General features: G+C 44.8%; 10 protein-coding genes. 4 read left to right on the top strand and 6 right to left on the bottom strand.

The window, feature by feature from the left end:
- The first annotated feature begins 784 nt into the window (after window positions 1–784).
- Window positions 785–3,340, top strand: coding sequence for a penicillin-binding protein 1A (locus tag L2755_RS20625; protein WP_248982544.1), 2,556 nt, complete (start codon window positions 785–787; stop codon window positions 3,338–3,340).
- Window positions 3,341–3,435: 95 nt separating this feature from the next.
- On the opposite strand, the gene argH is transcribed toward L2755_RS20625, so the two are convergent.
- From argH to argC, 5 genes are all read right to left on the bottom strand, one after another.
- Window positions 3,436–4,803 carry an argininosuccinate lyase gene (gene argH / locus L2755_RS20620; RefSeq protein WP_248982543.1) on the bottom strand — a complete coding sequence of 456 codons (1,368 nt, stop codon included), beginning with the start codon at window positions 4,801–4,803 and terminating at the stop codon, window positions 3,436–3,438.
- An 85-nt stretch (window positions 4,804–4,888) separates the two neighbouring features.
- Window positions 4,889–6,118 (bottom strand): argininosuccinate synthase, encoded by a 1,230-nt coding sequence (locus L2755_RS20615; RefSeq protein ID WP_248982542.1) that lies wholly within the window; start codon window positions 6,116–6,118, stop codon window positions 4,889–4,891.
- A gap of 68 nt (window positions 6,119–6,186) precedes the next feature.
- Complete coding sequence (locus tag L2755_RS20610; protein ID WP_248982541.1) at window positions 6,187–7,095, bottom strand: ornithine carbamoyltransferase; 909 nt, start codon at window positions 7,093–7,095, stop codon at window positions 6,187–6,189.
- Window positions 7,096–7,107: 12 nt separating this feature from the next.
- Complete coding sequence (gene argB, locus L2755_RS20605; RefSeq protein WP_248982540.1) at window positions 7,108–7,914, bottom strand: acetylglutamate kinase; 807 nt, start codon at window positions 7,912–7,914, stop codon at window positions 7,108–7,110.
- A gap of 17 nt (window positions 7,915–7,931) precedes the next feature.
- Window positions 7,932–8,921 (bottom strand): N-acetyl-gamma-glutamyl-phosphate reductase, encoded by a 990-nt coding sequence (gene argC, locus L2755_RS20600; RefSeq protein WP_248982539.1) that lies wholly within the window; start codon window positions 8,919–8,921, stop codon window positions 7,932–7,934.
- A gap of 274 nt (window positions 8,922–9,195) precedes the next feature.
- Between argC and argE the strand changes: the two genes are divergently transcribed.
- The 3 genes from argE to L2755_RS20585 all read left to right on the top strand — a co-directional run bounded on the left by argE (window position 9,196) and on the right by L2755_RS20585 (window position 13,695).
- Window positions 9,196–10,347 (top strand): acetylornithine deacetylase, encoded by a 1,152-nt coding sequence (gene argE, locus L2755_RS20595; protein WP_248982538.1) that lies wholly within the window; start codon window positions 9,196–9,198, stop codon window positions 10,345–10,347.
- Window positions 10,348–10,516: 169 nt separating this feature from the next.
- Complete coding sequence (gene ppc / locus L2755_RS20590) at window positions 10,517–13,153, top strand: phosphoenolpyruvate carboxylase (RefSeq protein ID WP_248982537.1); 2,637 nt, start codon at window positions 10,517–10,519, stop codon at window positions 13,151–13,153.
- Window positions 13,153–13,695, top strand: a complete 543-nt coding sequence (locus L2755_RS20585) for a YceB family lipoprotein (protein ID WP_248982536.1) — start codon at window positions 13,153–13,155, stop codon at window positions 13,693–13,695. Before ppc ends, L2755_RS20585 begins: the two co-directional genes overlap by 1 nt.
- A 45-nt stretch (window positions 13,696–13,740) precedes the next feature.
- On the opposite strand, the gene L2755_RS20580 is transcribed toward L2755_RS20585, so the two are convergent.
- Window positions 13,741–15,015 carry a CinA family nicotinamide mononucleotide deamidase-related protein gene (locus L2755_RS20580; protein WP_248982535.1) on the bottom strand — a complete coding sequence of 425 codons (1,275 nt, stop codon included), beginning with the start codon at window positions 15,013–15,015 and terminating at the stop codon, window positions 13,741–13,743.
- Window positions 15,016–15,288: the final 273 nt, after the last annotated feature.

Genomic DNA, 15,288 nt, shown 5'->3' with positions numbered 1-15,288 from the left:
TTTCTAGATTTTACAATTGCCATTTTATTGACTTTTAATAACTACTTATATCCCTCCGTGACGCGTCAAACTAAAAACACAGTTCATTTTTAGCCTCTACACTAGTTTTAAGCAAAATGCAGTTACAAAGACTACAAACATCATTAATTGCAGCATTTAAAACTGCCGTCACAGTTCTGACGGCGGCTATTTTTCAGCCGAATTAATTGTCAATAACATCGAATACAACACATAATAAAATACGAGCCTGACGGTTTGCTCGAGTAAAATATGAGCGCCTGACTCACTCATAGCAAGGGTTATGCTGTTCTAACAACACTAATTATTGAAAACTCAGCAGCAAATTCCGAAGGCGGCGTAGCTTCTACTTAAACCATCACCCTATAGCTTATTTATATTGTTATTTTTTACTCTTACTATGCCCATTTTATTAATCAAAGCATTAATCCTTAGTCTTTTACTTCACCATTCCTTCAACGGCTTGTATACCCATCCAACTTGAACATGCTCATTTCAGAGGCGTTGTGCCAGTTCAATTCTAGGCGCATTAACGTAGAAATGGTTACTCCCTTTTAAGTTAGTGCAACAACGAAGTGGACTTGCACAACCCCTTCTGCGATGGGCTTTAATAGGCTTTACTCTGTGTTAGTGATTTTACCAAGGGAACAACCATTAGTGACAATCAAAGCCTTGATTAAAGCCTATTAAATTCCCACTGAACCCTGCATATTCAGGTAAGATGGGTATATACTACGGGTCTTATTTATATTCATGGAATCTTCCTTTGAAGTGGTTAAAACGTCTTGTTATTGCTTTTTTTAGCCTAGGGCTACTTGGCATTGGTGCTATTGTGGCGGCATATTTTTATGTGCTTCCAGACCTGCCCGATGTCACCACACTTAAGACGGTAAAACTGCAAACACCACTTAGAATTTATAGTAGTGACGGCAAGCTGATCTCCCAGTTTGGTGAGAAACGTCGAATTCCCGTCCGCTATGACGATGTTCCAGAACAGTTAATAAATGCTGTACTCGATACCGAAGACGCTCGTTTCTTTGAGCATCGAGGTATTGATCCTATTGGTATCGTCCGCGCCGCAGTTATCTTGATCACAACAGGTAAAAAGAGTCAGGGTGCCAGCACGATCACTCAACAGGTCGCCCGCGGTTTCTTTTTAACCCGAGATAAAACCTATATACGTAAGACCAAAGAAATTTTCCTGGCATTAAAAATCGAAAAAGCCCTCAGCAAACAAGAGATTTTAACGCTTTACCTTAACCGTTCTTTCCTCGGAAACCGCGCTTATGGTGTTGGAGCTGCCGCTCAAGTTTATTACGGCAAAGAGTTAAGCGAATTAACCTTGCCAGAAATGGCAATGATTGCAGGTTTACCTCAATCGCCATCTGCAGCAAACCCAATTAGAAACGCTAGCCGCGCATTTAACCGTCGTAATTGGGTGCTCAGCCGTATGCTTGAGAAGCGTAATATCACTCAAGCTCAGTATGAAGAAGCAAAACAAGCACCTATCACCGCCAAATACCACGGCGCTGTCATCGACTTATATGCTCCTTATATTTCAGAAATGGCCCGCGACTACTTAGTTGAAAAATATGGTGAAGAGGAAGCGTATACGGGCGGCTACGATATCTATACCACTGTTGACTCAAAACTACAGCTTGATGCTCAAAAAGCCCTGCGTCATAACGTTTACTCCTATGACGAACGCCATGGCTACCGCGGACGTACTAAAGTACTTTGGAGTGAAACACCGCTAGCTGTCGAAGAGATAAGAGCTAAATTAAAGCAAACGGGTTCATTCCAAGGCATGTATCCCGCGGCAGTAATATCCATCGAGGAGCAAACTGCGAAAGTAATGACAGCGAAGGGAGACATTTACGATCTCCCTTGGGATGGCATTAAGTGGGCTCGAAAATTCATCACCAATAAACGACAAGGCAAAGCGCCTAAACTTGCATCCGATGTGTTAACAGCGGGTCAGCAAGTATGGATCCGTAACAACGGTGATATTTGGCAATTGAGCCAGGTGCCACTGGTTGCCAGTGCGATTGTATCGATAGATCCTCAAAACGGCGCCATCAAAAATTTAGTGGGTGGCTTTAGCTTTTATATCAGTCAATATAACCGTGTCACCCAAGCTAAGCGCCAATTAGGCTCTAACATTAAGCCGTTTATCTATACCGCCGCATTAGAGAAGGGCTACACCTTATCGACGCTTATCAACAATGCACCGATTAATAAGCCAGATACCAGACAAGGCACTGCTTGGCGTCCAAAGAACTCTCCAGATGTCTATGGCGGCCCAACAAGGCTGCGTGTTGGTTTAGCGCAATCTATCAACGTTATGTCAGTGCGAGCCATGCGTTATAGCGGGCTTGATACCACCATTGCGCAACTGGTTAAGTTTGGTTTTGATCCCAGCGATCTTCCTCGCAATGAATCAATTGCACTAGGCTCACCTTCGGTAACACCGCTGCAAGTGGTGACGGCATTTTCAACATTCGCTAATGGCGGCTATCTGGTTGAACCCTATTTTATTGAAAAAATAGAGTCTGCTAATGGCGAACTGTTTGAAGCTGCTGATCCGACGCTAGCCTGTACTCCAGCGGCCCCTGAGCAACCGTTAGCAGAGGATCCATTTGCTGCGATGGCAAACGAATTCCTAAGTACCGTAGACAGTAAGCAAGAGACTGAAGTCACCACCAGCGCGATTCAATGCGGCAACAATGACTCACGCTTTGCACCAAGAATCATTTCAGAACAAACCGCCTTCCTTATTACTGAATCGCTAAAAAGCGTTATTTGGGGTGGCGGAAATTGGAGCAAGGGGACCGGTTGGAATGGCACCGCATGGCGTGCAGCTAGAGTGGTAAAACGTCGTGACATTGCCGGTAAGACAGGGACTACCAACGAATCACGCGATACCTGGTTTAGTGGCTTCAACCCTAAGCTTGCCACCACCGTATGGGTGGGCTTTGATGATCACGGTCAAGAGTTAGGTCGCACCAGCTGGAATGCTAACGGTGCCAAAGATCAAATATCACTTGCTGAAGCCGGAGCTAAAACAGCAGGGCCAGCTTGGAATGAGTTTATGAAAGATGCCTTAGCGGGCACGCCTGTCGTACCAACGACCCCACCGGAGGGCATTGTCTCTGCTCGAATCGATTTAGCCACTGGCAAATTGACGCGTAAGACAGACTACACCAGCAAATTTGAGTACTTTATTGCCGGCACTGAGCCAACGGAATATGCCACCGAGCAAGAGGAAGATAATAGCGATATCTTTATCGATAAGTCAGTGGAAGAAGATCTGTTTCAATAGCAGTAACAAACATCAAAAAGGCGGCTATTTCTCAATAAAATAGCCGCCTTTTTTGATCGTTAATTTAAATAACCTAAGCTGGAGTTAAGCGATCATTAGCTCGATTGTTTTACTGCTAATGCAGATTTTACCTGAATGATTGATGTTCCACCTAAGGCTTCACGTTTGGCCAAGCACGATTCAATGGTTAAACACTCATAAACATCAGCTTCGATGATGGCACTGAAACTCTGCAGCTCTGCTAATGGCAGATCTTCGAGCGGTGTTTGCTTAGCAATAGCTTTCACTACAGCCTCACCTACCACATGGTGCGCTTCTCTAAACGGCATCCCTTTCGCGACGAGGTAATCAGCCAATTCAGTTGAGTTAGCATAGCCTTGTTGCGCGGCAATCAGTGTTCTTTCACGGTTAACTTGTAAACCACTTAGCACTAGCGCTGCCATCTCTAAACAGATAGCCCAGCTATCCATCACATCAAATAGCCCCTCTTTGTCCTCTTGCATATCTTTATTGTATGCCAGTGGTAGCGCCTTCATGGTAGTGAGAATACCCACTAAGCTGCCATAAACTCGGCCAGTCTTGCCTCTAATAAGCTCAAGTGCATCGGGATTTTTCTTCTGCGGCATCAATGAAGAGCCAGAGGTGACTTCATCGTCTAACTCGATAAAACCTGCTTCTCCACTATTAAAGAAGATTAGATCTTCGGCCATACGGCTTAAATGCATCATACTTATTGATGCATCACTACAGATCTCAATCACATGGTCTCTGTCAGATACCGTGTCGAGGCTATTAAGTGTTGGCCCAGCAAAACCTAGTGACTCGGCAAGCTTAACTCTATCCATTGGATAAGCGGTTCCCGCCAACGCACCCGTGCCTAACGGACAAGTATCCGCACGCTTTAATGCATCTTCTAAACGGCTTATATCACGTTCAAACATCTCAACATAGGCAAGGCACCAATGACCAAATAACACCGGCTGCGCTCTTTGCAGATGGGTATACCCAGGCATAACAGCATCGATTTCACGCTCTGCTAATGCAATAAGCGCCGATCTGAGCTTAGCCAGCAGCTCAAGTTGTTGTTGACCCTCTTTTTTACACCAAAGCTTAAGATCGGTAGCGACTTGATCATTACGTGAACGTCCAGTATGTAATTTCTTGCCTAAATCGCCCACTTTGGCAATTAGCGATAGCTCAACAAAACTATGAATATCTTCTGCACCAGAAGCAATTATTAGTTGTGGGTTATCCAACGTTTCGCCTAACAGCTCATTTAATGCCACATGTAATTTCGTACACTCATCGGTGGTTAAAACCCCCACCTGTGTGATAGCACTGGCCCAAGCGATTGAACCTTGAATATCTTGCTCTATGAGTCGGAAGTCCACAGGCAAAGAGTCGTTAAAAAGTTTGAACAGTGCACTGCTCTCTTGGCTAAATCTACCGCCCCATAATGCCATTTTGGCTTCCTCTTAAATGCTAGGCGGATGCTCTGTCCGCCAAATAGTTCTAAATATTAAAATCGCTAGTTAATTGCTGTCGATGCTATTTATTGTGGCCGTGTAACGCTCTGATCCGGCTCGAAAGCGAATACAAACGGATAAAGCCTTCAGCATCTTTCTGGTTATAAACATCATCGTCACCAAAAGTGGCAAACTCTTCTGAATATAGGCTGTTAGGCGAGCGTTTTTTCACTGCACTCGCTTGGCCTTTGTAGAGCTTAATAATAACCTCACCGTTGACAAGATCCGCTAGTGGCTTCGATGCACCAAGCAATGATTCACAAAGTGGTGTAAACCAACGTCCGTCATAGACTAGATGCGCCATTTGCGCGCCGACTTGTTCACGCCATTCACGGCTTGTTTTATCAAGTACCAACTCTTCAATGGCACGCAGTGCAGCGTACATTACTGTGCCACCAGGGGTTTCATAACAACCACGAGATTTCATTCCGACAAGTCTATTTTCGGTAATATCGATTCTGCCAACACCATGAGCACCAGCGACTTCATTCAATACCATGAGTGCTTTATAGGGTGAAAGCGCCTCACCATTCACCTTGGTGATCTTTCCTTGCTCAATTTCTATTGCGACGTATTCTGGTGCATTGGGCGCGTCTTCAGGCGCGACTGTCATGGTCCACACACCTTTAGTAGGCTCGTTCCATGGATCTTCTAGCTCACCACCCTCGTGAGAAATATGCCAAGCATTGGCATCACGGCTATAGATCTTAGTCACTGAAGAGGTCGTTTCGATATTACGCTCAGCAAGATAATCGAGCAGATCTTCCCGGCTCACCATCTCCCACTCACGCCATGGAGCAATCACCTTTAAGTCTGGAGCCAGTGCAGCAAAACAACCTTCGAAACGAACCTGATCGTTACCCTTACCAGTACAACCATGACAAACCGCATCTGCACCAACTTTACGTGCTAGCTCTACCTGTGCTTTAGCAATAATAGGTCTCGCCATAGAAGTCCCTAGTAGATAGGTTCCTTCGTAAATAGCACCGGTAGCAATGGTCGGGTAGATATAATCAGCCACCAGCTCCTCTTTTAGATCGACGATATGGCACTCTGATGCGCCCGATTTAATCGCCTTTTCGTGCAAACCTTCAAGTTCTGCATCACCTTGACCAACATCGGCACAGAAGGCAATAATTTCACAGTTATCATAAGTCTCTTTGAGCCAAGGAATAATGGCTGAAGTGTCGAGACCACCTGAATACGCTAGCACGACTTTTTTAACGTCTGTTTTCTTTGCTTTGATTGACATATTTACGTCCTAATACTTGATATCTTCTCGTCGAATACTCAACGAAATATAAATTAATTAACGCGTTGTTACTGACCTAACAAGGTCACTAACACTGCATTTTGTGCATGCATACGATTCTCAGCCTGATGCAGGATCAACGAACCTTCGCCATCGACAATCTCGGTTGTTACTTCAACTTCTCGGTAGACTGGTAAGCAATGCATAAAGTGTTTTGCACCTGCTGCGGCCATCAATTCGCTATTAACCTGATAAGGTTTAAATTTAGCTTCTATCTCTTCCATTGAAGCGCTGTCACCCATTGAGATCCACGTATCAGTATAGATAGCATCATGGCCTGCGATTGCTTCAATGTCAGAACTAAGCACTAAAGTTCCGCCATGTTTTGCGGCTAGTGCCTGAGCTTCGCAAACGACCTTGCCATCGGGAAAGTGGCCTGGTGGGCACAAGACCGTCATATGAGCACCAAGAATAGCGGCACCAAACATCAATGAATGGGTCACATTATTGCCATCACCGACATAGGCGAGTCTCACTTTACTAACGTCATCATATTGCTCAGACAAGGTTAGAAAGTCTGCCAAGCCCTGACACGGATGGTAAAGATCGGACAGCGCATTAACGACAGGTACAGTGCCATGTTCAGCCAGCTGCTCTATGGTTGAGTGCAAAAAGGTACGCGCCACGATGGCATCAGCCCAGCAAGAAATATTTGCAGCGAAATCAGAGACGGGTTCACGCTTTCCTAATGCACCATTTTGCTGATCAAGATATAAACAGTGACCGCCTAACTTATTAATACCGATATCAAAGCTGACACGCGTTCTTAATGATGGCTTCTCGAACAGCATGACGACACTCTTGCCGTCTAATGCTTTTCTATAATCGGCAGGGTTGGCCTTAATGTTTTTTGCCAGTGTTAGCAGGTCCAAAAGTTGCTGCTGTGATAGATCTTTAATTGATAATAAATGGTCCATGAAACCGCTCTCCTAAGGTTGAATCTGAGTACCAACGGTTTCACCGTTGCTTAATGCAATAAGTTGTTCTGCATGACGCCAAGATGCAATTTGCACCGCTTGTCCCATCGATTCGGCAACTTCTAAAGCTGCTTCGACTTTTACTTTCATGCCCTTTTCAATCACACCAATCTTAGTTAGTGTGGCAATCTCCGCTCGATTCAAACTGCTAATCAATTGCCCTTTACCATCGAGTACGCCGGACACATCAGACAGCAATACAAGATTTCCGCCAACAAGTTTAGTCAAAGCTGTGGCTGCTTGGTCGGCATTAACATTAAGCATCTCGCCTTTAGCACTAATAGCGATGGAGCTAACAATGGGCATCCAACCTTTAGTAAGCACGAACTCAAGATAACTCCCATCGTTGGGCTCGACTTCACCAACGAGTCCAAGCTGAGGGTCTTTTATGCTTGCCGTCATCATATCTGCATCAGATAAGCTCATTCCTAAGCTGGTAATGCCAGCCTTAATGGCAGCTGCTTGAAGTATTTTATTTGCTGTTCCAGCGAGTGCACCAACAATGACGGGGACTTGTTCAGCTGGTGTCACACGCAGTCCGTCCAGTTTTTCGGTCACCATGTTATTTGCTTTAAGCTGCTCATCGACTAAACAACCTCCGCCATGCACCATAATCAGAGCCTGGCCATTAGCAATGATCTTTGCAGCTGTTTCCATTAAACGAGCCATACCCATTTCACACTGCAATAATGCACCACCCACTTTTAGCACCATCACAGGTTTGGACTTTGTATTAATATCTGTATTTAATGTTGCCATATCTGACTCCAAACCGGTTAATTTAACGACTTGTCAAAATGAATCTTTATGCACTGTAAGGCTTGGCTTGCAGCACCCTTCATTAAGTTATCAATTGCGCTCGATACCACTAAGTAATTTGTTTCGGCATCATACTTCCAACCGATCAAACAATTGGGTGTTTGTACCACATCATCAATCTTGGGAAACTGGTTCTGCTTTACCGTCACAAGTGGCGTATTGTCATAACACTTATAAGCCGCTTCAATATCTTTGGCTGTTGTGCCCTGAGCTAACTTCACTGTAATCGTGGCAAGGATGCCACGTTTGAAATTGCCTAGATGAGGCGTAAAGATAACCTCTTGTCCGAGCTGCGTTGCAATCTCGGGTTGGTGCCTATGACCCAGTACTCCGTATGGCGTTAAGCTTACTTCGCAAAAACTAGTATGTAGCTGTGCTTTTCTGCCTGCACCTGTCACACCGCTGACAGCATTAATCACCGGGAATACGTCGGTCAGTAAATCGGATAATGGCTTTAATGCCATAAGTGACGCCGTTGGATAACAACCCGGCACCGCAATCATTTTGCTGCTAGCAATTTTGTCCGCATTCCATTCTGCTAAACCATAAACCGCATCAGCAAGAACTTGTGGGTATTCATGAGTAAAACCATACCACTTAGGATACTTATCTAAGGATTCGAACCGGTATGCGCCACTTAAATCAAATACGACCAGTCCTTGCTGATAGAACCAAGCCGCAAGGTGCAGACTCACCGCGTGGTCGGTCGCTAATACGACTGCATCAGCCTGTTCGATGATGGCCGCTTTAGCATCATCGGTGAGTGGGCTTAAACAAAGATTAATATGACTGTAGCTAGGGTACAGCTCAGCAAGTGGCTTGCCTTTATCTAGACTATTTTCAGAAACATAAAGCCCCTGAATGGTTAAGTCCGCTTCAGCATTTATGAGAGAAGTGATTTGTGCGCCGGTATAACCGCTAGCACCAATAATGGCTATATTTTTCATAGTCTATGATTTTAAAACCTTAATCTTGAATTTATATGACAAAACGAAAAAAGAGTGGGCAGAAACTTAAGCCCTGGCTGAACACCATAAAGACAAGATTATCGTCGCAGGAAGTGGGTATTGCTGGCCTTAATTATTATTAATTGAACTAGGTTAAACATATATACTCTCATTTATAGGCCATCAAAACATGGTACTTATCTTAGCTGTTTGATAGACTAACACACGAAATTAATTATGCAATATAATTGAATATATATTTGAGTATTATTTGATGACAACATTACCTGATATAAAGAGTAGCTTCACTCAGCTAATTGCAGCGCCTTCAATAAGCGCATTAGAAGCGCAGCATGATATGAGCAATAAAGCTGTCATAGCGCTATTGCATAGTTGGTTTACTGATTTAGGCATGAATTGCCAAGCACAGCCAGTTGCTAACACACGTGATAAGCACAATTTTGTTGCCTCTTTTGGCAGTGGCAAAGGTGGATTATTACTGGCTGGGCACACCGATACCGTGCCGTTTGATGAGGGTCGCTGGAGTCAAGATCCTTTCCTGCTGACCGAAAAGAATGATCGTTGGTACGGTTTAGGCACTTGCGATATGAAGGGTTTTTTTGCTTTAGTGTTAGAAGCCTTAAAAGAGCTGCCAATGGATAAGTTCAAACGGCCCCTGCATATACTTGCTAGCGCTGATGAAGAAACCACAATGAATGGCGCCAAGGCTTTTGCCGCTGCTAAATCTATCAGCCCCGATTACGCCATAATTGGCGAACCTACCAGTCTAAAGCCTGTTTATATGCATAAAGGTCATTTTACTCAAGGCATAAGAGTAACAGGTCGTAGTGGCCATTCATCTGATCCCGCTAAAGGGCTAAATGCCATCGAGGTTATGCATTTAGTTACCGGACAATTGCTAAAACTCAAACAGCACTTGGCAGATAACTATCGAGAGAATGCTTTTAGCGTCCCCTACCCAACCATGAACTTTGGCCATATTCACGGTGGTGATGCTGCTAATAGAATTTGCGGCTGTTGCGATCTACATATCGATCTTCGTCCAATTCCAGGCCTGGCACTTGAGGATTTAGAGCTAATGGTTGCTAACTACTTGGCACCGGTCTCTAGTCAGTACCCTGGTTGTATTAGTGTTGCACCGCTATATCCTGGCTCGGAGCCATTTGCAGAGGATAAAGAGGCTAGTTGGAGCAAACTCGTTGCGCAACTGTCTGATAATGAACTTGAAGTCGTCAACTATGCAACTGAGGCCCCCTATATTCGCCAACTTGGTTGTCAAACTTTGGTGCTCGGCCCAGGCAGTATCGAGCAAGCCCATCAGCCAGACGAGTATCTTGACCTGCATTATATCAATCGCACTAAACAGCTATTAAAAGAGCTGATATATCATGCCTGTATAAAATAACTCATGTTGTTAAGGCAGATATTTAGTCCAAACTAAATCTAAGCGCCATAATTAATGGATTGAAAGGTGAGGTAGAGCACATTCAGACACGATAACCCAAACCAGATCATTGCCTAGTGCGCAGTCGCTAGGTATTGTGATCGATTAGCTTACTAATAATGGAGCACGTATGGTTGATATGTATGCGTCGCTAAGGTCGAACGTTGGCACCTTAGGGCAGATTTTAGGTGACACTATTCGCACCGATCTCGATGACACTTTCCTAGACAAAATCGAACAGATCCGCCATCTCTCTAAAAGTTCACGTCAAGGTAACGATGCCGCCCGCGAAGAGATGCTTACCTTGCTCTCCTCTTTGAGTGATGATGAACTCGTGCCATTTGCCAAAGCTTTTAACCAATTTTTAAACTTGGCCAATATCGCCGAGCAGTTTCACACCATTAGCCGTAACTGTGATGAACTAGTTTGTGTTCCAGATCCCGTAGAGCAGCTTCTTGGGAGAATGCTAGGCGGGAATATCGATCAAGAAAAAATGCTTAGCTGCCTTAAAACCCTTGATATCGATTTGGTACTGACCGCCCACCCTACCGAGATTTCACGGCGCACACTGATCCAGAAGTATTCCGCAGTAGTTGATTCACTCACTGCGTTAGAAAACACCCAATTAACTGAGCAAGAGAAGAAACAACACCATCTGCGTTTGCGTCAGCTTATCGCGCAAATTTGGCATACCAATGAGATCCGAAATGAGCGACCAACCCCCGTTGATGAAGCTCGCTGGGGCTTAAGCACCATTGAAGTGTCGTTATGGCAAGCTATCCCCGACTTTTTAAGGCAATTAAACCAGCAAGTGGAAGAGCGTACCAATACTCAACTTCCCATTGATATTGCACCGGTGAGATTCTCTAGTTGGATGGGGGGTGATCGCGATGGTAACCCATTTGTTACTTCAGTGGTCACTCAAGAGGTACTCGATCGAAACCGTCACACCGCCGCCAGACTTTACCTTAAAGACGTAGTACTTTTGGTCAATGATCTGTCGATGGAGGCCGCTAATGACGAGTTGCTTGCATACACCAACAACAGTAACGAACCCTATCGTGACGTACTAAAATGTCTGCGACAGAAGCTAAGAAAAACCATCGATTATCTCAACGCCAGACTTGAAGGTCATCATCCTGAAGTCGACTTAAACGACATCATCTGGGAAGAGCAAGATCTTAAAGAGCCTCTGATGATGCTTTATAAGAGTCTAAGTGACCGTGGTATGAGTTTGATTGCCAATGGTTTACTCCTCGACATGCTCCGTCGCCTCGCCTGCTTTGGTATACACATGCTCAGGCTCGATATCCGCCAAGATGCTCAGCGTCACGCAGATGTCATTGCGGAGTTAACCCGATATTTAGGCTTGGGTGATTTCGCACATTGGGGAGAAGCGGAGAAACAGTCTTTCCTACTAAGAGAACTCACCAGCAAGCGACCATTGATCCCAGCGACATGGCAAGGATCTGATGATGTTGCAGAAGTACTCAGAACTTGCCGCTTAATCGCCACGCAACCGGCAAGAGCAATGGGCTCTTATGTTATTTCAATGGCCAGCCAGCCTTCAGATGTGTTGACCGTATTACTATTATTAAAAGAAACCGGTTGCCCTCACCCAATGCGAGTGGTGCCGTTATTCGAAACATTAGATGATTTGAATAACGCCTCTCAATGTATGTCTTCTCTCTTTAGTATTGATTGGTATCGTGGCTACACCAAGGGTATTCAAGAAGTCATGATTGGTTATTCTGACTCAGCCAAAGATGCAGGTGTAATGGCAGCCGCCTGGGCACAATACAGTGCTCAAGAAAAATTGGTCGCCGTTAGCCAAGATGCCGATGTTAAGCTAACACTGTTCCATGGACGTGGTGGCACGATTGGCCGTGGAGGCGGACCAGCACATGAGGCGATTTTGTCTCAACCTCCAGGATCTGTAGACGGCCGTATTCGCGTCACAGAGCAAGGTGAGATGATCCGCTTTAAGTTTGGCCTGCCTAAGCTGGCGGTACAGAGCCTAGCTTTGTATACATCGGCTGTAATGGAGGCAACGTTGCTTCCACCGCCAGAGCCTAAGCCTGAGTGGCGTCGCTGTATGGAGCAACTTGCTGACGAATCTGTGTTGGCTTATCGAGCCATTGTTAGGGAGGAGCCAGACTTTGTATCTTACTTCCGCGCAGCTACGCCAGAAGTGGAGTTAGGAAAATTACCTTTGGGTAGTCGACCAGCTAAGCGTCGAATTGATGGTGGGATTGAAAGCTTACGTGCTATCCCTTGGATATTTGCCTGGTCTCAAAATCGTTTAATGTTACCCGCCTGGCTAGGTGCAGGCGAAGCATTACAAGCCGCCTCACAAAGAGGTGAGCTGCCTTTATTGCAAGAGATGGAGCAACACTGGCCTTTCTTTAAAACACGTATATCTATGCTTGAAATGGTTTACGCCAAAGCCGAACCTAACTTGGCTAAGTATTATGAGGACAGCTTAGTGCCCGAAGAACTGCATCATCTAGGCGTTCAATTACGTGAACGTCTCGCTATTGGTGTAGAAGCAGTGCTTGAGCTTACTCAATCAGAAAGCTTAATGGCACACACTCCTTGGAGTAGAGAATCAGTAAAGTTAAGGAACCCCTATATTGACCCTCTCAACTTCCTTCAGGCGGAACTACTAGCTCGTACCCGCCGTGAGGAGGAAACGTCTAACAACGTACAGCTAGCACTCATGTTAACAATTGCAGGGGTGGCAGCCGGAATGAGAAACACTGGTTGATGAAATTATTCAATATTGCTCTATGGTGTTTATTGCTGTTATTGACTGGCTGTGTCAGTCAATACAGCATTACCGAAAAGGAATTAGAAGGCTATCTCAGTGAAGAAATGCATTTTGAGATCAAGCAAGGTAATCAAATATTTGGTATTGAACTTAAGGTTAATGATATCGATGTTACTTTAGGTGAAAAGCCCGACACTATGGCAGTCACGGCTTCGACTCGAGTCAAAGTGCGTAATCCAATGTTACCTATTAGTGCCGATATAACCGCAAAATTTGAAGCGCAGCCTTGGTACGATGCAAGTAACAATAGTGTCTACCTGCGGAACCTAAATTTGGTAAAAGTGGAGTCACAACCTAAGGATATTGAGAAAGCGATTGGTTCAATAGCGCCTCAGCTGATGGGCTTCTTAACTCAATTCTTAGAGACTCAACCTGTTTATGTACTCGATACAAAAGAATCAAATCAGGCTCTTATCGCTGAAATGACAAAACGTATTGAAGTTAAGCCAGGTAAACTGGTACTCGTGTTTGACGAGTAGACCCTAATTACGGCAGTAATAAGTTAGCCATTACTGCCGTTTTCTCTATTTTTTGAATCTAGTGATTGAGCCATAATCGACAATTACCGCTTCACCGAGTAACTCTCTGCGCAGCATATCAAACGCTACAGCCGTACTTAAGCTACGAACCAAGTCACGCGAACGTCTCGGCAGTTTAATCATCTGACTATAAACGCCACCCTTAGTAGCTAACGCAATGGCAACTGTTCCTACAGGCTTATCATCAGTACCGCCTGTAGGGCCGGCTATACCACTAGTGGCTAACGCATAGTCGCTATCGAGTATGCCTCTTGCCCCTCTAGCCATCTCCTCTACTGTCGCGATAGACACAGCTCCATGATCATCTAACGTTTCGGCTTTAACGCCTAGCACTCGTACTTTAGACTCGTTGCTATAAGTTACTAAGCCTTGATGAAAATAGGAAGAACTACCGGAAAACGCAACTAACTGGCTTGCGATCATGCCACCAGTGCATGACTCTGCCACACTGAGGCTACTTTCAGAACTGACCAGCAGCCCATGGATCTCTTCCGCCAAGCTCTTTTTATTTTCAGCAACAATCGCAGTGCCAAGTAGAAAGCGTATTTGCGCCTCTATCTTGTCCATCTCACCAATTGCCGACTGCCCACGAGCAAACAGTTTTATTTCAATGTGTGGCATAGATGCTCTATAGCCGATCGTTATTCCCTCTGGCAAAACAACGGCTTCAAGTGCATCAGCTAAAGATGATTCTCCCTGCCCAAGCGTTAAATACTTACGTAGCGAAACATCCGCGGCGATCTCAAACCTTTCCTTAATAAACGGTACAAACTGTTCTTTAACCATTTGCTTAAATTCGAATGGCACCCCAGGGGTAAAAAATAACCACGCCCGATTCAGCTTAACGGCAAAACCACACGCTGTTCCAACAGGGTTATCAATCATAATTGCAGACTCGGGCAATAATGCTTGTTTGAGGTTGCTCTGAGCCATAACCCGTCCATTACGCGTAAACCAATCCTCTAAGCGTTCGCGCCATAGGCTGTTCTCCACCAACGGTTCACCTTTGGCTAATGCCATCGCCTCCGAAGACAAGTCATCACTTGTAGGACCCAAGCCCCCATTGACAACAATGACGTCAGCTTCAGTACTGCGTTCCTTAAAAACGGCAATAAGATCTTCAAGTCGATCACCCACAGTGATCCGACGCTGGCACTCTACGCCATGCTCCATCAGGGTATTGGCAAACCATGCAGCATTAGTATCAACAATTTGCCCTGCCAATACCTCTTCACCTGTACAAATCATTTCAAGCTTCATTGGATAATCCCTAGCAACTAATTGCAGTTAAATTAGGAGAGCTCAGCTGTAATAGCAATAACCAATTGTAATTAATTAGTATTATTAACGTGAACATGGCTTTGCGTTGCAGAATTGAAAAAGGACCGACGAATTCAGAACTCCGAGGTTTAAATCGTATTTTAATACCAATTACATTAAAGGTATGATCTAATAAGTCACCATTAATAAACCGTAAAACTTATGAAGTTCCCTGATTTTGCATCACTCGCTAAAAATGAAAAAGTAGCACGT

Origin of the sequence: Shewanella abyssi (assembly GCF_023284025.1) — a bacterium.
GTDB classification, from domain to species: Bacteria; Pseudomonadota; Gammaproteobacteria; order Enterobacterales; family Shewanellaceae; genus Shewanella; species Shewanella abyssi.
The sequence above is the reverse complement of the archived record's forward strand: the minus strand, read 5'-3'. Positions and strand labels throughout refer to the sequence as shown.